At 71.6% G+C, this 17,879-nt stretch carries 15 protein-coding genes, 1 tRNA gene and 4 pseudogenes; 5 read left to right on the top strand and 15 right to left on the bottom strand.

Translation table 11 applies throughout. The features are described from left to right. Positions 1-11 precede the first annotated feature (11 nt). The gene (locus MF408_RS06620) at positions 12-713 is read left to right on the top strand and encodes a hypothetical protein (RefSeq protein ID WP_240250742.1); all 702 of its coding nucleotides are present in this window, start codon (positions 12-14) and stop codon (positions 711-713) included. Here the strand turns inward: MF408_RS06620 and MF408_RS06625 are convergent. Then, complete coding sequence (locus tag MF408_RS06625; RefSeq protein ID WP_240250743.1) at positions 688-1,434, bottom strand: hypothetical protein; 747 nt, start codon at positions 1,432-1,434, stop codon at positions 688-690. The genes MF408_RS06620 and MF408_RS06625 overlap by 26 nt on opposite strands. A 193-nt stretch (positions 1,435-1,627) precedes the next feature. Continuing rightward, positions 1,628-1,709: transfer RNA gene (locus MF408_RS06630), tRNA-Tyr, on the bottom strand. Between the two features lie 95 nt (positions 1,710-1,804). On the opposite strand from MF408_RS06630, the gene MF408_RS06635 reads away from it, so the two are divergent. Next, complete coding sequence (locus tag MF408_RS06635) at positions 1,805-2,296, top strand: YajQ family cyclic di-GMP-binding protein (protein ID WP_240250744.1); 492 nt, start codon at positions 1,805-1,807, stop codon at positions 2,294-2,296. Here the strand turns inward: MF408_RS06635 and MF408_RS06640 are convergent. The 6 genes and pseudogenes from MF408_RS06640 to MF408_RS06665 form a co-directional block, all read right to left on the bottom strand. After that, the gene (locus MF408_RS06640) at positions 2,287-2,892 is read right to left on the bottom strand and encodes a GNAT family protein (RefSeq protein ID WP_240250745.1); all 606 of its coding nucleotides are present in this window, start codon (positions 2,890-2,892) and stop codon (positions 2,287-2,289) included. The genes MF408_RS06635 and MF408_RS06640 overlap by 10 nt on opposite strands. An 88-nt stretch (positions 2,893-2,980) precedes the next feature. Next, on the bottom strand, positions 2,981-3,985 hold the full coding sequence (locus tag MF408_RS06645; RefSeq protein WP_240250746.1) for a sulfate ABC transporter ATP-binding protein: 1,005 nt from the start codon (positions 3,983-3,985) through the stop codon (positions 2,981-2,983). Between the two features lie 3 nt (positions 3,986-3,988). After that, positions 3,989-4,822, bottom strand: a complete 834-nt coding sequence (locus MF408_RS06650; RefSeq protein ID WP_240250747.1) for a sulfate ABC transporter permease subunit — start codon at positions 4,820-4,822, stop codon at positions 3,989-3,991. After that, complete coding sequence (gene cysT, locus MF408_RS06655; RefSeq protein ID WP_240250748.1) at positions 4,815-5,651, bottom strand: sulfate ABC transporter permease subunit CysT; 837 nt, start codon at positions 5,649-5,651, stop codon at positions 4,815-4,817. Before cysT ends, MF408_RS06650 begins: the two co-directional genes overlap by 8 nt. A gap of 49 nt (positions 5,652-5,700) precedes the next feature. Beyond that, positions 5,701-6,336 carry an extracellular solute-binding protein gene (locus MF408_RS06660; protein WP_240250749.1) on the bottom strand — a complete coding sequence of 212 codons (636 nt, stop codon included), beginning with the start codon at positions 6,334-6,336 and terminating at the stop codon, positions 5,701-5,703. A gap of 91 nt (positions 6,337-6,427) precedes the next feature. After that, positions 6,428-6,769: pseudogene (locus MF408_RS06665) on the bottom strand (substrate-binding domain-containing protein); the annotation flags it as partial. A gap of 385 nt (positions 6,770-7,154) precedes the next feature. Here MF408_RS06665 and MF408_RS06670 point away from each other — a divergent pair. Beyond that, positions 7,155-9,157, top strand: a pseudogene (locus MF408_RS06670) (2-oxoacid:acceptor oxidoreductase subunit alpha). Next, positions 9,154-10,264 (top strand): annotated as a pseudogene (locus MF408_RS06675) (2-oxoacid:ferredoxin oxidoreductase subunit beta). Before MF408_RS06670 ends, MF408_RS06675 begins: the two co-directional pseudogenes overlap by 4 nt. 18 nt (positions 10,265-10,282) lie before the next feature. Here the strand turns inward: MF408_RS06675 and MF408_RS06680 are convergent. Further along, positions 10,283-10,546, bottom strand: a complete 264-nt coding sequence (locus MF408_RS06680; protein ID WP_240250750.1) for a hypothetical protein — start codon at positions 10,544-10,546, stop codon at positions 10,283-10,285. 95 nt (positions 10,547-10,641) lie between these two features. Between MF408_RS06680 and MF408_RS06685 the strand changes: the two genes are divergently transcribed. Next, positions 10,642-11,205 carry an EamA family transporter gene (locus tag MF408_RS06685; RefSeq protein ID WP_240250751.1) on the top strand — a complete coding sequence of 188 codons (564 nt, stop codon included), beginning with the start codon at positions 10,642-10,644 and terminating at the stop codon, positions 11,203-11,205. Between the two features lie 211 nt (positions 11,206-11,416). On the opposite strand, the gene MF408_RS06690 is transcribed toward MF408_RS06685, so the two are convergent. The 6 genes and pseudogenes from MF408_RS06690 to nuoK all read right to left on the bottom strand — a co-directional run bounded on the left by MF408_RS06690 (position 11,417) and on the right by nuoK (position 17,856). Beyond that, positions 11,417-12,448, bottom strand: coding sequence for a polyprenyl synthetase family protein (locus MF408_RS06690; protein WP_240250752.1), 1,032 nt, complete (start codon positions 12,446-12,448; stop codon positions 11,417-11,419). Between the two features lie 8 nt (positions 12,449-12,456). Next, a complete protein-coding gene (locus MF408_RS26685) occupies positions 12,457-13,218 on the bottom strand; it encodes an NADH-quinone oxidoreductase subunit N (RefSeq protein ID WP_345893920.1) in 762 nt (253 codons plus the stop codon). A 67-nt stretch (positions 13,219-13,285) separates the two neighbouring features. Further along, positions 13,286-14,053: pseudogene (locus tag MF408_RS26690) on the bottom strand (proton-conducting transporter membrane subunit); the annotation flags it as partial. Continuing rightward, positions 14,053-15,543, bottom strand: a complete 1,491-nt coding sequence (locus tag MF408_RS06700; protein WP_240250753.1) for an NADH-quinone oxidoreductase subunit M — start codon at positions 15,541-15,543, stop codon at positions 14,053-14,055. The pseudogene MF408_RS26690 and the gene MF408_RS06700, both read right to left, overlap by 1 nt. A gap of 80 nt (positions 15,544-15,623) precedes the next feature. Next, positions 15,624-17,555, bottom strand: a complete 1,932-nt coding sequence (gene nuoL / locus MF408_RS06705; protein WP_240250754.1) for an NADH-quinone oxidoreductase subunit L — start codon at positions 17,553-17,555, stop codon at positions 15,624-15,626. A gap of 7 nt (positions 17,556-17,562) precedes the next feature. Next, positions 17,563-17,856, bottom strand: a complete 294-nt coding sequence (gene nuoK / locus MF408_RS06710) for an NADH-quinone oxidoreductase subunit NuoK (RefSeq protein ID WP_240250755.1) — start codon at positions 17,854-17,856, stop codon at positions 17,563-17,565. Between the last annotated feature and the right edge of the window lie 23 nt (positions 17,857-17,879).

Genomic DNA, 17,879 nt, shown 5'->3' on the forward strand with positions numbered 1-17,879 from the left:
GGGAGCACGGCGTGGGCGGGGTGGAGGACGAGCGGCTCCGGGCGGCGGTCGCCACCAGCCGGCAGTGGTACGACGAGGTGCACGCGCTGCACCACCGTCCCGCACTCGTCGAGGACGACGTGTGGCGGACCGGCCGGCCCCTGCCGTGGCACTCGCAGGTGGTGACCCTCGCGCCCACGGTCGGGGCCGGCCACGTGCTCGCGGCGTTCGAGGGCGACGAGGGCTCGGTGGCCGACTCCTTCGCCCGGCTGGACCTGCGGCCGCAGGGGTTCGACGTGCTGTTCGAGGCGCGGTGGCTCCACCGCGACCCGCCGGCCGCGCCGCCGCCGCTGCCGGACGGGTGGTCGGTCGTGCGCTCCGCCGGCGTGCTCGCCGAGTGGGCCGACCGCCACGACTACCGCGGGGTGCTGACCGAGGACGTGCTCGACCACCCGCGGCTCTGGGTCCTGTCCGGTCGCCGGAGCGGGCGGCTGGTGGCCGGGGCGGTCGTGCACGACACCCCTGCGGCCGTCGGCCTGTCCAACGTGTGGGCCCGCGAGCGGTCCGACGTCGGCGACGCGGTGCGGGCCGCGCAGGCGCTGCACCCCGGGAGGCCGCTGACCGGCTACGCGCGCGGCGAGCAGCTGGCCCGGTTGCTCGCGGAGGGGTTCGCCGAGGTCGGCACCCACCGGGTGTGGGTGCGCAGCGTCAGGCCCAGCGCACCGAGCCGGTGACCCGGACCGCGTTGACCGCCGACTGCATCGGGAGGTCGAAGGTGACCACGCCGTCGCCGACCTCGATCCAGGCGGGTCCGGCGTCGCCGGACAGGTCGGCGTACCAGGTGCGGTCGTCCACCTCGTCCGCCGGGCACAGGTAGAGGTCGAACGGCTCCCAGGGCTCGATCTCCCCGGCCTCGCCCCGGCGCATCAGGTCCACCAGGTCGTAGCGCCCGGGGCCGGTGTGGCCCGGCACCGCCAGTGACAGCTCGCCGAGGGCGGTGGTGCCGAGCGGCACCGGGTCGGGCGTCTCGACCCGCACCACCAGCCAGGCCAGCGGTGCCGGCCCGTCGTCGTACGGCGGCTCGGCGGGGCGCTCCTCGCCGGTCACCGGGAGCTCGGCGACCAGCGTGCCCTGCTCGTCGCCGGAGACCTCGAGGGAGACCGGGGCTCCGGCGGTCGCCTGCAGCCGCTGGCGGCGCTCGGCCGCCTCGCGCTGCCGCGCGGTCTCCTCCCGCGCCGCCCGGTTCTCCGGCCGGGCGTCGGTGACCCGCTGCGCCCACGCGGGCGGCAGCACGCCCTCGAGCAGGGACGTGCCGGCCTCCCGTTGCGCCGCGCGGTCGGCGTCCTCCTGCGCCGCCCGGGCCTGCTCGCGCGTGCGGTTGTCGGTGGTCAGCAGCTCGGTCTTCTTGGCCTCGGCCCAGTCCCGGCCGATCTTGGCGATGTCCTTCCAGCCCACGAGCGCGACCCTAGGCGCAGCGACGGCCCGGACGTTCGCGTTTCCCGCCGAATCAGTCTCAGGGACGAGGGCGCCGGACGAGCGGGGACGTCATACGACGCGTGGGCGATCGCCCTCGCCCCGTATGACGTCCTCGGATGCGCGACCGCCCCTGCCCGCGGCTGGCGCAGGTCAGGGGCGGTTGCTGTCCCGGTGGCAGGTAGTGGATTCGAACCACTGTAGGCAATGCCGGCTGATTTACAGTCAGCTCCCTTTGGCCGCTCGGGCAACCTGCCGGGGGTGTGTCGCGACCCATGTTGGCCGGGGCGACGACGACGCGAAACAATAGCGCAGCACGTCCCCGACTCCTAAACCAGCGCAGGTGGGTTCCATGGCCGACTCCTCGTTCGACATCGTCAGCAAGATCGACCGCCAGGAGGTCGACAACGCCCTCGGGCAGACCGCGCGCGAGGTCGCGACCCGGTTCGACTTCAAGGGCACCGGGGCGAAGATCGAGTGGCGGGGCGAGGAGGCGATCGAGATCGAGGCCTCGGCCGACGACCGGGCCAGCGCGGTGCTCGACGTGTTCAAGCAGAAGCTGATCAAGCGCGGGCAGTCGCTGAAGATCCTCGACGCCTCCGAGCCGCGCCAGTCGGGCCAGGTCTCGAAGATCTCGATCGCACTCAAGGAGGGCATCTCCTCCGAGAACGCGAAGAAGATCAGCAAGCTGATCCGCGACGAGGGCCCGAAGGGCGTCAAGGCCCAGATCCAGGGCGACGAGCTGCGTGTCTCGTCCAAGAAGCGCGATGACCTGCAGGCCGTCATCGCGCTCGTCAAGGAGCAGGACTACGACTTCGCGGTGCAGTTCACCAACTACCGCTGAGGCCCGTCGGCGGGGCGGGCCTCCCGGCCCGCCCACTCCTCGGCGAGGATCGCGTAGCCGTAGCCGTCGAGCCACCCGCCCGAGCGGTGGAGGGCGCTCCTGAGCTGGACGCTCTCGCGGCGCATCCCCAGCCGCTCGAGCACCCGCCACGACGGCGCGTTGTCGGCGAAGCACGCGGCGGTCACCCGGTGCACGCCGAGCTCGTCGAAGCACAGGCGCAACAGCTCGCGCCCCGCCTCGGTGGCGTAGCCGCGGCCGGCGTGGGCCGGGTCGAACGCGTAGCCGACCTCGGCCTGGCGGCCGGCCGCCTGCTCGGCGACCTCCACCTGCGCCCAGGCGTCCTCGAGCCGCACCATCAGCTCGCCCACGACGGCGCCGTCGCGCTCGCACACGAGCATCGAGCTCACGGCCAGGCGCTCGAAGCGCTCCTGGAACGCGTCGTACGTCGTCGGTGCGGACGGGAGCCACTCGGAGACCTCCGGCAGCCGCCGGTAGCGCCAGATCGCGGCGCCGTCCGCGGCCGTCGCCGGCCGGATCGACAGCCGTTCGGTACGCCGCGGCCAGGCGAGCCGGTGGAGCGGGGACGACGGCGGCATCGCTCTCCTCGAGGGGTGGGCGTCCATCCTGGCCCGGGCGGCCCGTCCCCGGCCACTCCCGCACCCGTCGAGCCGGGCCCTCCTCGACCTAGACGGCGACCATGGCCGGGACCGTGGCCGCACCGACCGCGGGGGTGAGCCAGACCCGGGACCCGAGCTCGAGGTCGAGCGACCGGGCGTGGGCGCGGGAGAGGACGACCGAGACCGGCTCCGGCCCGCCGCCGTTGCCGCCGGCGGTGGGCGAGGCGTCGGGCTGGACAGTGAGCCGCACCTCGAAGCCCACCCGCAGCAGCCGGGTGACCGTGCCCTCGAGGGCGCCGGCGCTGCCCGGCGTCACGGCGACCTCGATGTCGTGCGGCCGCAGCCGCACGGGACCGAGCCGGGTGACCTCGCCGAGGAAGCCCATCACGAAGTCGTTCGCCGGCTCGTCGTAGAGCTGGTCCGGCGTGCCGACCTGCTCGACCCGGCCCTGGTTGACGACGACGATCTCGTCGGCGACCTCCATCGCCTCCTCCTGGTCGTGGGTGACGAACACCGTGGTCACGTGCACCTCGTCGTGCAGGCGGCGCAGCCAGTCGCGCAGCTCCTTGCGGACCTTCGCGTCGAGCGCGCCGAACGGCTCGTCGAGCAGGAGCACGCTCGGCTCGACGGCGAGGGCGCGGGCGAGCGCCATCCGCTGCCGCTGGCCGCCCGAGAGCTGCGACGGCAGCCGGTCGGCGAACTGGGACAGGTGCACCAGCTCGAGCAGCTCGCCGACCCTGCGGCGCACCTCCGCCTTCGGGGTCTTCCTGATCTCGAGGCCGAACGCGACGTTCCTGGCCACCGACATGTGCTTGAACGCGGCGTAGTGCTGGAAGACGAAGCCGACGTTGCGCTTCTGCACCGGCAACCGCGTGGCGTCGGTGCCCTCGATCACGACCCGGCCGCTGTCGGCCTCCTCGAGCCCGGCGATGATCCGCAGCAGGGTCGTCTTGCCGCCGCCGCTGGGCCCGAGCAGCGCCGTCAGCTGGCCGGTCGGCAGCGTCAGGTCGATGTTCTCGAGGGCGACGAAGTCGCCGTACTTCTTGTTGACTCCGGACACTTCGATGCTCATGGACTACCTCGTTGCTTGGCGTGCGCCGATCGCGCGGAGCACGGAGACGATCAGGATGGCGAGGACCGAGACGCTGGCGAGGAGGAAGGCGATCGCGTACGCGCCCTCCTGGTCGAAGTTGAGGTACTTCTCCTCGACCGCCAGCGTCGCGGTGCGGGTCTCGCCGAGGACGTTGCCGGAGACCACCTTGACGGCGCCGAACTCGCCCAGCGAGCGGGCCAGCGTGAGGACGACGCCGTAGACGACCGCCCACTTGATGCTCGGCAGGGTGATCCGCCAGAAGGTCTGCCACCCGCTGGCGCCGAGGCTCCGGGCGGCCTGCTCCTGCTCGGTGCCGACCTCCTTCAGCACCGGCACCACCTCGCGGATCACCAGCGGCAGGGCGACGAACGCCGTCGCCATGACGATGCCGGGGGTGGAGAAGATGACCTCGATGCCGGCGCTCTCCAGGGTCGGGCCGAACCACCCGTCGCGGCCGCCGTAGACGAGCACCAGCGCCAGGCCGACCACGATCGGCGAGACCGAGAGCGGCAGGTCGATGAGCGCACTGAGCACCCGTTTGCCGGGGAACTCGTTGCGCACCAGCAGCAGCGAGACGGCGACGCCGAAGACGGTGTTGATGGCGGTCGCCACGACGGCGGCGACCGCGGTCAGCCGGAGGGCCGCGACCATGTCCGGGTCCTCGAAGATCCCCCGGATGGCCTCGGTCCCGTTCTCGAACGCGTGCGTGCCGACCAGGGCGAGCGGCCAGCCGATCAGCAGCACCAGGTAGGCCACGACGGCCAGACGCAGCGCGTAGGTGACCGGCCCGTTGCGGTGCCGACGTACCTCAGCCACGACGCGCCACCCTCCGCTGGATGATGTCGAGCGCGACGATCACCAGGAGCGAGATCAGCAGCAGCAGCGACGCGATCGCTGCCGCGCCGGCCCGGTTGTCGTTCTCGATGGCGCTGAGGATGCGCACCGACGTCACCTCCGACTCGAACGGCAGGTTGCCCGACAGCAGCACCAGCGAGCCGTACTCCCCCATCGCCCGGGCGAAGGAGAGCGCGGCGCCGGCTGCGATCGCGGGCACCAGGCTGGGCAGGACGATCCGCCGGAACACGGTGAACCGGCTCGCGCCGAGCGAGGCCGCGGCCTCCTCGACGTCGGCCTCGAGCTCGTCGAGCACCGGCTGCACCATCCGGACGACGAACGGCAGCGTGACGAACGCGAACGCGAGCCACACCGACATCGACGTGTTCGCCCAGTGGAGGCCGAGCGGGCTGTCCACCCCGTAGAGCGACACCAGGACCAGGCCGGCGACGATCGTGGGCAGCGCGAACGGTACGTCGATCACGACCTCGAGCAGCCACTTGCCGGGGAAGCGGTCGCGCACCAGCACCCAGGCGATCGCGGTGCCGGTGACCACGTTGAACAGGGTCACGCCGGCGGCTGCCGTGACGGTCAGCCGGATGGCCGCGGCCGTCTGGTCGTTCGTCACCACCGACCAGAAGCCGCTCCATCCCGTGGTCGACGCGGTGACCATCACCGCCGCCAGCGGGATCAGCACGAGCAGGCTGAACCAGGTCATCGCCAGGCCGAGCCCGATGCCCGATGCCCGGGTCAGGTCGTGGCCGAGGGCCGGCAGGGCGATGCCCCGCCGGCTCTCGGCGACCGTGCTCACGAGGGGGCTCCCGCAGGGACTCCCCGCTCCGGACCGAGTCGTCGAGCGGTCACTCGGTCGCCTGCCCCGACTTGGCGATGGCCTCGGTGATGATGCCGAGCGGGTTGCCGTCCTCGCCGTCACCGAACAGCTTGTCCTTGACGCCGTCCCAGCCGGGACCGCCGAAGTCGTTCTCCAGCGTCAGCAGGTGCGGGACCGCGGGGAACGGGTCCGCCGGGTCGGGTGCGCCCTCGATGTCGCCCGGCTCCAGGCCGACCGCGTCCCAGTCGACGGTGCCGGGCTGCTCGGTGTTGACGGGCCGGAAGCCGGTGAGGGCGAACTGGCGCTGGCCCTCCTCGCTGAGCACGAAGTCGAGCCAGTCCTCCGCCGCCGGCGTCGCGTCCTCGAGGACGGCGCCGGGGTTCTCGATGAGCAGCGTGGTCTCCGGGATGACGTAGTCGAAGCCCTCGCCGTTCTGCGCGGCGAGGATCGCCTCGTTCTCGTAGGCGAGCAGCACGTCGCCGTTGCCCTGCAGGAAGCTCTGGGTGGCGTCACGGCCGCTGTTGGTCAGCGAGACGACGTTGGCGAAGAGCTTGTCGACGAACGCGGTCGCCTCCTCCTCGGAGCCGCCGTTCTGCGTGACGTGCCCCCATGCCGCGAGCGCGTTCCAGCGGGCGGCGCCGGAGGAGGCCGGGTTGGCGGTCACGATGCCGACGCCCGGCTCGACCAGGTCGTCCCACCCCCTGGATGTCGAGGGGGTTGCCCTCCCGCACCCCGAGCACGACGACCGAGGTGGAGACGATCCCCTTGTTGGGGCCGTCGTCCCACGACTCCGCGACCAGGCCGGCGTCGACCAGGCGGTCGACGTCGCTGCCGACCGAGAGGTGCACGTAGTCGGCCTCCAGCCCCGCCTCGACGGCACGGCTCTGGTCACCGGACGCTCCGTAGGAGGTGGAGAAGTCGACGTCCTCCCCGGCGTCGGTGCCCTGGAACTCCTCGGCGATCGCCTTGTTGGCCGCCTCGGGCACCGCGAAGCCGACGATGTGGATGGTCTCGCCGTCGTCGGCGTTCGCGCTGCAGGCAGTCGCCGCCAGCACGACGGCCATTCCTGCCACTGCCGCCTTGATCGTCCTTCTCATCTCGTCACTCCCTCTTCGGGCAGGCTCGCGCCGTGCCCCTCCGTACGCCGGACCCCGAGCGGCGCGCCTTCTGGTCAATGCCGAGTAGATTACTCATGTTTAGTTGATTAGCAAGTGAAACCGCGAGGCGTGTCGGCAACACCGCACACGTAGGTGATTGACATCACCCCGCGGAGCACTCTCAGCAGTTGGCGCGAAAATCGGGACGCGTCCGGAGCGCGGACTACCCTGGAGGCCTGACCGTGACGATCCGGACCGAGCGCCCGGACGACTCCGGCAAGAAACTGGAACAGGTTCTAGGATCGGCCCGGCGGCCGGTCCTTCCCCCGTCACGGCCACCTCCGCAGCACCTCCGCAGCCGCGCACCGACGAAAGTGGACCGAACGTGAGCCAGACCAAGCAGGTCAAGCAGCTGGACCGGGTGATCATCCGGTTCGCCGGCGACTCCGGTGACGGCATGCAGCTGACCGGTGACCGGTTCACCCAGGAGTCGGCGGTGTTCGGCAACGACCTGGTGACGCTGCCCAACTTCCCGGCCGAGATCCGGGCCCCCCAGGGCACGCTGCCCGGGGTGTCGTCCTTCCAGGTCCACTTCGCCGACCACGACATCCTCACCGCCGGCGACCGGCCCGACGTCCTGGTCGCGATGAACCCGGCGGCGTTGAAGGCCAACGTGGGCGACCTGCCCAAGGGCGCCACGATCATCGTCGACACCCACGACTTCACCAAGCGCAACCTCGTCAAGGCCGGCTACGACGCCAACCCGCTCGACACCGTCGAGGAGCCGGGCAGCGAGCTCGCCGAGTTCGCCGTGCACCCGGTGGACCTGACCGGGATGACGGTCGAGGCGGTCAAGGAGTTCGGGCTCTCCCGCAAGGACGCCGCCCGCGCGAAGAACATGTTCGCCCTCGGGCTGCTGTCGTGGATGTACGGCCGGCCCACCGAGCCCACCACGACGTTCCTCGAGAGCAAGTTCAAGAAGAACGAGTCGATCCGCGACGCCAACATCACCGCGTTCAAGGCCGGCTGGAACTTCGGCGAGACCACCGAGACGTTCGTCGTGCGCTACGAGGTGAAGCCGGCGCGGCTGCCGGCGGGGACCTACCGCAACATCACCGGCAACCTCGCGCTCGCCTACGGCCTGATCGCGGCCGGCGTACGCTCCGGGCTGCCGGTGTTCTTGGGCTCCTACCCGATCACCCCGGCCTCCGACATCCTCCACGAGCTGAGCAAGCACAAGGCCTTCGGCGTCACCACCCTGCAGGCCGAGGACGAGATCGCCGGCATCGGCGCCGCCATCGGCGCCTCCTTCGCCGGATCCCTCGGCGTGACCACCACGTCGGGCCCCGGCATCGCCCTGAAGAGCGAGGCCATCGGCCTGGCGGTCATGACCGAGCTCCCGCTCCTGGTCATCGACGTCCAGCGCGGCGGCCCCTCCACCGGCCTGCCCACCAAGACCGAGCAGGCCGACCTCCTCCAGGCGATGTACGGCCGCAACGGCGAGGCCCCCGTGCCGATCGTCGCCCCGCAGTCACCCGGCGACTGCTTCGCCGCCGCCGTCGAGGCCGCCCGCATCGCCATCACCTACCGCACCCCCGTGATGCTGCTCTCCGACGGCTACCTCGCCAACGGCTCCGAGCCGTGGCAGGTCCCGGCCGTCGAGGACCTGCCGGCCATCGACCCGGCCTTCGCGACGAGTCCCAACCACGTGTCCAAGAAGGCCGCGAAGGCGGCCGCCGAGGGCGGCGAGCAGGCCGAGGCCGACGAGTTCTGGCCCTACCTTCGCGACGAGGCGACCCTCGCCCGCCCCTGGGCGGTCCCGGGCACTGCCGGGCTGGAGCACCGGATCGGTGGTCTGGAGAAGGCCGACGGGCACGGCAACATCTCCTACGACCCGGCCAACCACGACCTGATGGTCCGCACCCGGCAGGCCAAGGTCGAGCGGATCGCCGAGAGCCTGCCGCCGCTGGAGGTCGACGACCCCTCCGGCCCCCCAGGATCAGGAGCGAAGGTCCTGGTCATCGGCTGGGGCTCGACCTACGGCCCGATCGGCGCCGCCTGCCGGCGGGTGCGCCGCGCCGGCTACCACGTCGCGCAGACCCACCTGCGCCACCTCAACCCGTTCCCCAGGACCTCGGCGACATCCTGAAGCGCTACGACAAGGTCCTCGTGCCCGAGATGAACCTCGGCCAGCTGTCCAAGCTGCTGCGCGCCGAGTACCTCGTCGACGCCGTCGGCTACAACCACGTCCGCGGCCTGCCGCTCAAGGCCGTCGAGCTCGCCGAGGCCATCGGCCAGCTCGTCGGGCAGGCCGAGGGCATCACCGTCGACCTGGGCGAGCACGGTCTCCACGCTCCCGCCGACCACGAAGAGGCACCCCTGTCATGACCACGACCAACACCGGCACCGACCTCGGACTGCCCACCTTCCGTTCCGGCACCGAGTCGGTGCCGGCCGCCGAGGGCCCGCAGACCGCCAAGGAGTTCGCCTCCGACCAGGAGGTCCGCTGGTGCCCCGGCTGCGGCGACTACGCCGTCCTCAAGGCCGTCCAGTCCTTCCTGCCCGACCTCGGCCTGCGCCGGGGAGAACATCGTCTTCGTCTCCGGGATCGGCTGCAGCTCGCGCTTCCCCTACTACCTCGACACCTACGGGATGCACTCCATCCACGGCCGCGCCCCCTCCATCGCCACCGGCATCGCCACCGCCCGCGAGGACCTCTCGGTCTGGGTCGTCACCGGCGACGGCGACGCGCTGTCCATCGGCGGCAACCACCTCATCCACGCCCTGCGCCGCAACGTCAACATGACGATCCTGCTGTTCAACAACCGCATCTACGGCCTCACCAAGGGCCAGTACTCCCCCACCAGCGAGATCGGCAAGATCACCAAGTCCACCCCCGTCGGGTCCCTGGACCACCCCTTCAACCCGGTCTCCCTGGCCCTGGGCGCCGAAGCCACCTTCGTCGCCCGCACCATCGACAGCGACCGCAAGCACCTCACCACCGTGCTCGCCGCCGCCGCCGCCCACCGCGGCACCTCCCTGGTCGAGATCTACCAGAACTGCCCGATCTTCAACGACGGCGCCTTCGACGCCATCAAGGACCCCGACACCAAGGACCACGCCATCATCCCCCTCGAGCACGGCCAGCCGATCACCTTCGGCACCCGCGGCACCGACGGCCACGGCGACAAGGGCCTGACCCGCAGCCCCGGCGGCAGCATCGAGGTCGTCGACGTCGCCCAGACCGGGCTCGAGGCGCTCCTGGTCCACGACGCCCACCACCCCGACCCCTCCACCGCGTTCGCGATCAGCCGGCTCACCGACAGCGGCTACCTCAACCGCTCCCCCATCGGCATCTTCCGCCAGATCCAGCGACCCACCTACGACGACCTCGCCCGCCAACAGGTCACCGACGCCCGCGCCACCGCCGAGGGCAGCGACACCGACCGGCTCACCCAGCTCATCAACGCCGGCGACACCTGGACCGTCGTCTGAGCGCGTCCACCCCGCCCTCTAGGCTCCCGGCGTGAAGGAGTCGCGGACCGGGCTGCTGCTGGGGGTCACGGCGTACGTCCTGTGGGGCGCGTTCCCGTTGTACTGGCCGCTGCTGGAGCCGAGCGGGGCGGTCGAGATCCTCGCCCACCGGGTCGTGTGGTCGGTCGTCACGATGGCGGTCATCGTCGTGCTCACCCGGCGGGCGGCGGCGTTCCGGGCGCTGCTGGCCGACCGGCGTACGACGCTGCTCCTCGTGGTCGCGGCCGTCGTGGTGACCGTCAACTGGGGCACCTACATCTACGGCGTGAACTCCGACCGGGTGGTCGAGACGTCGCTCGGCTACTTCATCAACCCGCTCGTCACCGTGCTGATGGGGGGTGCTGATCCTGCAGGAGCGGCTCCGTCCGCTGCAGTGGGTGGCGCTCGGTGTCGGCTTCGCCGCGGTGGTGGTGCTCACCTGGGGCTACGGGCGGCCGCCGTGGGTGGCGCTGGTGCTCGCGTTCTCGTTCGGCACCTACGGTCTCGCGAAGAAGTCCGCCGGGGTGGGTGCGGTCGAGAGCCTGACGTTCGAGACGGCCGTGATCGCGCCGTTCGCGCTGGTGTTCCTGCTGTGGCTCGGCGCCGACGGCGGTGCCCACTTCACCGGCGAGGGCGCCGGCCACGTGCTGCTGCTCGTGTCGTCGGGGATCGTGACCGCCGTGCCGCTGCTGTGCTTCGGCGGCGCCGCCACCCGGATCCCGATGACGTCGCTCGGGCTGCTGCAGTACCTCGCGCCGATCCTGCAGTTCGGCCTCGGCGTGACGGTGCTCGGTGAGCACATGCCCGCGGAGCGGTGGATCGGCTTCGGCCTGGTCTGGCTGGCGCTCGCCGTCTTCACCTTCGAGGCGCTCCAGCACCGGCGCCGCCAGCTCACGCTCGTCGCGGAGGCGTCGGCCGCCTGAGGCGCGGGCGCCTCGCTCGAGGGACGAAGGCCGGAAGCCGTCAGCACGCCGGGCGCGTCGGGCCCGTCGGGTCGCGGCGGGTGACGTGACGGGCAAAACCTCCACTTGTCGGGCATTGCTTTGCCCGACATGTTGAGGTTTCCCCGGTCGGCCGGGGAAACCTCACGTCGCCGGCCCCCCCGATCCACCGATCCCGCCGCCCCCCGACCCCCTACGCCGTCCGCGTCGCGACGCCGTCGGCGAACGCCTCGAGGGCGTCGCGCACGGGGCCGTGCGGGAGGGCTTCGAGGCGGCGCTTGGCCTCGCGGGCGCGGGCGACGACGAAGCTGCGGGCCTCGTCCATCGCGGGGTGCTTGCGGAGCAGGTCGAGCGCCTCGGTGTGGAGGGCGTCGTCGGTGAGGTCGGCGGCGAGCAGCTCGCGGAGCCGGGCGTCGGCGGGGTCGGTGGAGGCCCGGGCGTAGAGGACCGGCAGCGTCGGCACGCCCTCGCGCAGGTCGGTGCCGGGCGTCTTGCCGGACTCCTCGGACTCGGACGCGATGTCGAGGATGTCGTCGGAGAGCTGGAAGGCGGTGCCGACGAGCTCGCCGTAGGCCGTCAGCGCCTCGACGACCTCCGCCGGCGCGCCGGCGAACATCGCGCCGTAGCGGGCCGAGGTGGCGATCAGCGAGCCGGTCTTGCCGGCGACGACCTCGAGGTGGTGGGCGAGCGGGTCGTCGTCGGGGCCGGGCTCGACCGTCTCCAGGATCTGCCCCTCGACGAGCCGGGTGAACGTCTCGGCCTGGATCCGCACCGCCTCCGGACCCAGGGTCGCGGTGAGCTCCGAGGACTTCGCGAACAGGAAGTCGCCGGTGAGGATCGCGACCAGGTTGTCGAAGCGCGAGTTGGCGGAGTCGGCGCCGCGACGCAGCGCAGCCTCGTCCATGACGTCGTCGTGGTAGAGCGAGCCGAGGTGCGTGATCTCGACGATGCACGCCGCGGTCACGACCTCGTCGGCCTCCGGCCGCGGCCCCGTCTCGGCGGCCAGCAGCACCAGCAGCGGCCGGAACCGCTTGCCGCCGGCGTCGAGCAGGTGGCGCGCCGCCTCGGTGACGTACGGCGCCCGGCTGGCCGTGTGCCGGTGCAGGGCGTCCTCGACGACCGCGAGCCGCGACCGCAGCCGGGTCGCGAGCGCCTCGTCGACGACCGGCAGGGCCAGCTTGCCCGGCTCGGCCGGTGTCGCGGGGTCGCCCGGGCTCGAGGTCATGTCGGAGCTCACCTGATGAAGTCTCCCGCACCCACCACGAGGTCGAGAACCGGGCCCGGCACGACACCGAGCAGCACCGTCGCCGCGGCGCAGACCGCGACCGTGCCGACCGTCAGCAGCGACGACTGGCTGACGGCGACACCGGAGTCGGGGTCGGGCTCGGCGAAGTACATCACCCGGATGTAGCGGATGTAGAACGCGACGGCCACGATGCTCGACACGATCGCGACCAGCACGACCGGCCACGCCCCGGCCGACATCGCCGAGGTGAACACCGCCCACTTGCCGACGAAGCCTGCCGTCAGCGGGATGCCCGCCATCGAGAGCAGGAACAGCGCGAACGCGCCGGCGACCAGCGGCGACCGCCGGCCGAGCCCGGCCCACGCGACACTGCTCGTGGCCTCGCCGCCCGCGTCGCGCACCAGCGTGACCAGGGCGAACGCCCCGATCGTCGCGAACCCGTAGGTGGTCAGGTAGAACAGCACCCCCTCGAGCGAGGTGTACTGCCCCTCGGCCAGCTCGCCCGACGCCTGGGCGCCGAGCACGCCGGTGAGGATGAAGCCGGTGTGCGCGACGGAGGAGTAGGCGAGCATCCGCTTCACGTCGGTCTGGACGACGGCCAGCACGGCGCCGACGAGCATCGACGCGATCGCGATCACCCACAGCATCGGCTGCCAGCTCCACCGCTCGCCGTCGAGGGCGACGTAGAACAGCCGCAGCAGCGCGCCGAACGCCGCGACCTTGGTGGCCGCCGACATGAACGCCGTCACGGCGGTGGGGGGCGCCCTGGTAGACGTCGGGGGTCCACGCCTGGAACGGCACGGCGCCGATCTTGAAGAGCAGGCCCACGGCGAGCAGCCCGATGCCGGCGAGCAGCAGGCCGTGGTTGGCCGAGCCCTCGCGGACGGCGGCGTCGATCTCGGCGAAGGACACCGAGCCCGCGTAGCCGTAGACCAGTGCGGCGCCGTAGAGGAAGAAGCCGGACGAGAACGCGCCGAGCAGGAAGTACTTCAGCGCCGCCTCCTGGCTGAGCAGCCGGCGCCGCCGCGCCAGGCCGCAGAGCAGGTACAGCGGGAGCGAGAGCACCTCGAGCGCGACGAACATGATGAGCAGGTCGCCGGACGCCGGGAACAGCAGCATGCCGCCGGTCGCGAACAGCAGCAGCGGATAGACCTCGGTGTGGTCGAGGCCGCGGGTCGCCGCCTGGCGCTCCGCCTCGGTGCCGGGGAGCGCGGCCGCCTGGCCGGCGAACGCCGACAGCCCGCCCTCGAGCCGGCGCTCGGCGAAGAGCGCGGCGCCGAGGATGCCGAAGACCAGCAGCACGCCCCACAGGTAGACGGTCGGGCCGTCGACGACGATGCCGCCCTCGGCGGCCACCAGGCCGCGCGCAGCCCCGTCGCCGTGCTCCTCGAGGTCGGTGGCGATCCAGACCGTGGCGACGAGGGCGGCGACCAGGGCGCCGACCGTCAGCACGACCTGCGGCACCCGCCGGCGCTCGCGGGGCAGGAACGCCTCGAGCAGGATGCCGACGCACGCGCCGCCGAAGACGAGGAGCAGCGGCAGCAGCTCGGCGTACTCGATGGTGGGCTTGCCGAACTCGGGCATCAGTGGTCACCCTCCTCGCTGGTGCTGCCGGTGTGCTCGGCGTACGGGACGTCCGGTCCGTCGTCCTCGGCCCCGACGTGGACCAGCAGGTCGTCGACCATCGGGTTGCTGACGTCGAGCAGCGGCGCGGGGTAGAAGCCGAACAGCACCAGCGCGACCATCAGCGGCGCGACCGCCACGACCTCGCGGACGCCGAGGTCGGCAGCGACTCCCGGACGGGCCGGCGGTGCCTGCGTCGGCCGCTCCGGACCGGTGAACGTGCGCTGGTACATCCACAGCACGTAGATCGCCGCGAGCACGATGCCGGTGACCGCGACCGCGCCGGCCCACCAGGCGTAGTCGAACGCCGACAGCAGGACGAGGAACTCCGACACGAACGGGCTCAGGCCGGGGAGGCCGAGGGTCGCGAGCCCGGCGACGAGGAACAGGCCGGCCAGCACCGGTGTCGCCTTCTCCAGGCCGCCCATCCGGCTGATCAGCGTGGTGCCGCGGCGGTGGATGACGTAGCCGGCGAGCAGGAACAGGGCCGCCGTGCCGATGCCGTGGTTGACCATGTAGAGCACCGCGCCGGAGCCGCCCTGGCTGGTCATCACGAACACGCCGAGCGTGATGAAGCCGAAGTGACTGAGCGAGGTGAGGCCGATCAGGCGGAGGATGTCGTCCTGACCGATCGCGACGAGCGCGCCGTAGACGATCGAGATCAGCGCGAGGACGACCACGAGTGGCGTGGCCCACTGGGACGCCTCCGGGAAGATCCCCAGGCAGAACCGCAGCATGCCGAACGTGCCGATCTTGTCGAGGACGCAGACCAGGAGCACCGAGGTGCCGGGCGTCGCCTTCTCCGTCGTGTCGGCCAGCCAGGTGTGCAGCGGGAACAGCGGCGCCTTCACCGCGAAGGCGATGAAGAAGCCGGCGAACAGCCAGCGCCCGGCGGTGGTGTCGATGTCGAGCGCCATCAGGTCCGAGAGGAGGTACGACGGCTCGCCCTGCTCGGCGGAGACGACGTAGAGGCCGATGACCGAGCCGAGCAGCACGAGCCCGCCGCCGAGCTGGAACATCAGGAACTTCACCGCGGCGGCGCTGCGGCCCTCGCGGCCGAACCCGCCGACGAGGAAGTACGCGGGCACCAGGGTCGCCTCGAACACGACGTAGAACAGGAAGACGTCGGTGGCGCAGAACACCGCCAGCGACAGGCCCTCCAGGGCGAGCGTCCACGCCACGAACGCGCGGGCCCGCTCACCGTCGAGGTCGCGCCACTCCGCGAGCAGCACCAGCGGCACCAGCACGACGGTCAGCAGGACCATCAGCAGGCCGAGACCGTCGAGGCCGAGCGCGTAGTGCACGCCGAACGCCTCGATCCAGGCGTGCTCCTCCTCGAACTGCATGCCGCCACCGGTGTCGTAGCGGAAGGCCAGCACGACCGCGATCACCAGCGGCACGGCGGCCAGCGCCAGCCCGAGGTGGCGTACGTCGACCCCTCGGAGCGGCACCAGCGCCAGCGCGAGGGCGCCGACCAGGGGGGACGGCGACGAGCAGCGTCAGTTCCATCAGAGGTTCACCGCCACCAGGGTCAGGACGAGGAGCAGGGCCCCGCCGAGCACGGACAGCGCGTAGGGAGCGCACGTAGCCGGTCTGCAGCCGGCGCACGCCCTGGCCGACCCCGGCGACCGTCGCGGCGCCACCGGTGAAGGTGCCGTCGACGAGGGTCCGGTCGGCCGCGGTCAGGGGCGGTCACCAGCTGGCCGCCGGGCCGCACCACGAGCGCGTCGTTGATCGCGTCGCCGTAGAGGTCGGCGCGGGCGGCGCGGGTGACGAACGAGACGTCGGTCGGCGCCTCGCGCGGCACCTCGCGCTTCTGGACGAGGAGGAAGGCGAGCGCGACGCCGACGGCCACCACGGCGACGATGATCAGCGTGATCACGATCGCCGGCACCGGCGGCTCGTGGTGCTCGGCGTGGCCGACCACCGGGCTGAGGAACTCGACGATCCAGTCGCCGGCGAGCATGAGGCCGCCGAGCACCGAGAGGGCCGCGAGCACGACCAGCGGCACGGTCATCACCGCGGGCGACTCGTGCGGGTGCACGCCCTGTGACCACCGCTTCTCGGTGAAGAAGGTCATCAGCATCAGCCGGGTCATGTAGAAGCCGGTGATGCCGGCGCCGAGGATCGCGCAGACCCCGACCACCCAGTTCTCCACGAGGGCGGTCTCGATGATCTTGTCCTTGGACCAGAACCCGGAGAACCCGGGGAAGCCGATGATCGCGAGGTAGCCCATGGCGAACGTGAGGAACGTGACCGGGAGCATCTTCCGGAGCCCGCCGTAGTGGCGCATGTCGACGTCGTCGTCCATCGCGTGCATCACCGAGCCGGCGCCGAGGAACATGTTGGCCTTGAAGAAGCCGTGGGTCAGCAGGTGGAAGATCGCGAACGCGTAGCCCGCCACGCCGAGCCCGGCGCCCAGCATCATGTAGCCGATCTGGCTCATCGTGGAGCCGGCGAGCGCCTTCTTGATGTCGTCCTTGGCGCAGCCGAGGATCGCGCCCCACAGCAGCGTGACGGTGGCGACGACCACGACGGCGGTCTGGGCGGCCGGCGCCAGCTCGAACACGAAGTTGGAGCGGGTCACGAGGTAGACGCCGGCGGTCACCATGGTGGCGGCGTGGATGAGCGCCGACACCGGGGTGGGGCCCTCCATCGCGTCGAGCAGCCAAGCCTGCAGCGGCACCTGGGCGGACTTGCCGCACGCGCCGACGAGGAGCAGCACGCCGATCCAGTTGAGCGTCGTCTCCGACGCCCCTCCGGACACCGCGCTGATCTCGCTGAAGCTGGTCGAGCCGAACGTGGCGAACATGAGGAAGATCGCGAGCGCCATGCCCATGTCGCCGACCCGGTTGATCACGAACGCCTTCTTGGCGGCGGCAGCCGCCGACGGCTTGTGCTGCCAGAACCCGATCAGCAGGTACGACGCCAGGCCGACGCCCTCCCAGCCGAGGAACAGGCCGACGTAGTTCTCGCTGAGGACCAGCATCAGCATCGCGGCCACGAAGAGGTTGAGGTAGCCGAAGAACCTGCGCCGGCGCGGGTCGTGCGCCATGTAGCCGATCGAGTAGACGTGGATGAGCGACCCCACGCCGGTGATCAGCAGCAGGAACAGGGCCGACAGGGGGTCGTAGAGGAGGTCCATGCCGACCTCGAGCCCGCCGACGTGGATCCAGTCGTAGAGCTGCTGGGAGACCTGGCGGTCGCCCTCGTCGCGGCCGAGCAGCGAGAAGAAGCAGGCCAGGCTGATGGCGAACGAGCCGATCGGGAGCGCGGTGCCGAGGTAGTGACCCCACTTGTCGGTGTAGCGGCCGCCGAGGAGCAGCACCGCGGCGCCGAGCAGCGGCAGCGCGATGATCAGCCACAGCAGGGAGAACACCCCGTCGGCGGCGCCCGGGTCGACGACCGGGACGTCGTGCTCGGTCTGGGCCGCGGCAGCGGCCAGCAACGCGTGAGAACTCATCGGCCCCTCAGAACTTCAGCAGGCTGGCGTCGTCGACCGAGGCCGACCGACGGGTCCGGAAGATGGTCATGATGATGGCGAGCCCGATGACGACCTCGGCCGCGGCGACCACCATCACGAAGAAGGCGGCGACCTGGCCGTCGAGGTTGCCGTGGTGGCGGGCGAACGCGACGAACGCCAGGTTGCACGCGTTGAGCATCAGCTCGATGCACATGAACACCACGATCGCGTTGCGCCGCGTGAGCACGCCGACCGCGCCGATGGTGAACAGGATCGCCGAGAGCATGAGGTACTCGGTCATGCCGGATCCTCCTCCGAGCTGGT

It is taken from the genome of Nocardioides sp. TF02-7 (assembly GCF_022437945.1).
Taxonomy (GTDB): Bacteria; Actinomycetota; Actinomycetes; order Propionibacteriales; family Nocardioidaceae; genus Nocardioides.

What these genes read in the sequence shown, in the direction of transcription:
- MF408_RS06635 (WP_240250744.1), top strand. Translation starts at nt 1,805, where the DNA reads ATGGCCGACTCCTCGTTCGACATCGTCAGCAAGATCGACCGCCAGGAG.
- MF408_RS06640 (WP_240250745.1), bottom strand. Translation starts at nt 2,892, where the DNA reads ATGCCGCCGTCGTCCCCGCTCCACCGGCTCGCCTGGCCGCGGCGTACC.
- MF408_RS06645 (WP_240250746.1), bottom strand. Translation starts at nt 3,985, where the DNA reads ATGAGCATCGAAGTGTCCGGAGTCAACAAGAAGTACGGCGACTTCGTC.
- MF408_RS06690 (WP_240250752.1), bottom strand. Translation starts at nt 12,448, where the DNA reads ATGACCTCGAGCCCGGGCGACCCCGCGACACCGGCCGAGCCGGGCAAG.
- nuoL (WP_240250754.1), bottom strand. Translation starts at nt 17,555, where the DNA reads ATGAGTTCTCACGCGTTGCTGGCCGCTGCCGCGGCCCAGACCGAGCAC.
- nuoK (WP_240250755.1), bottom strand. Translation starts at nt 17,856, where the DNA reads ATGACCGAGTACCTCATGCTCTCGGCGATCCTGTTCACCATCGGCGCG.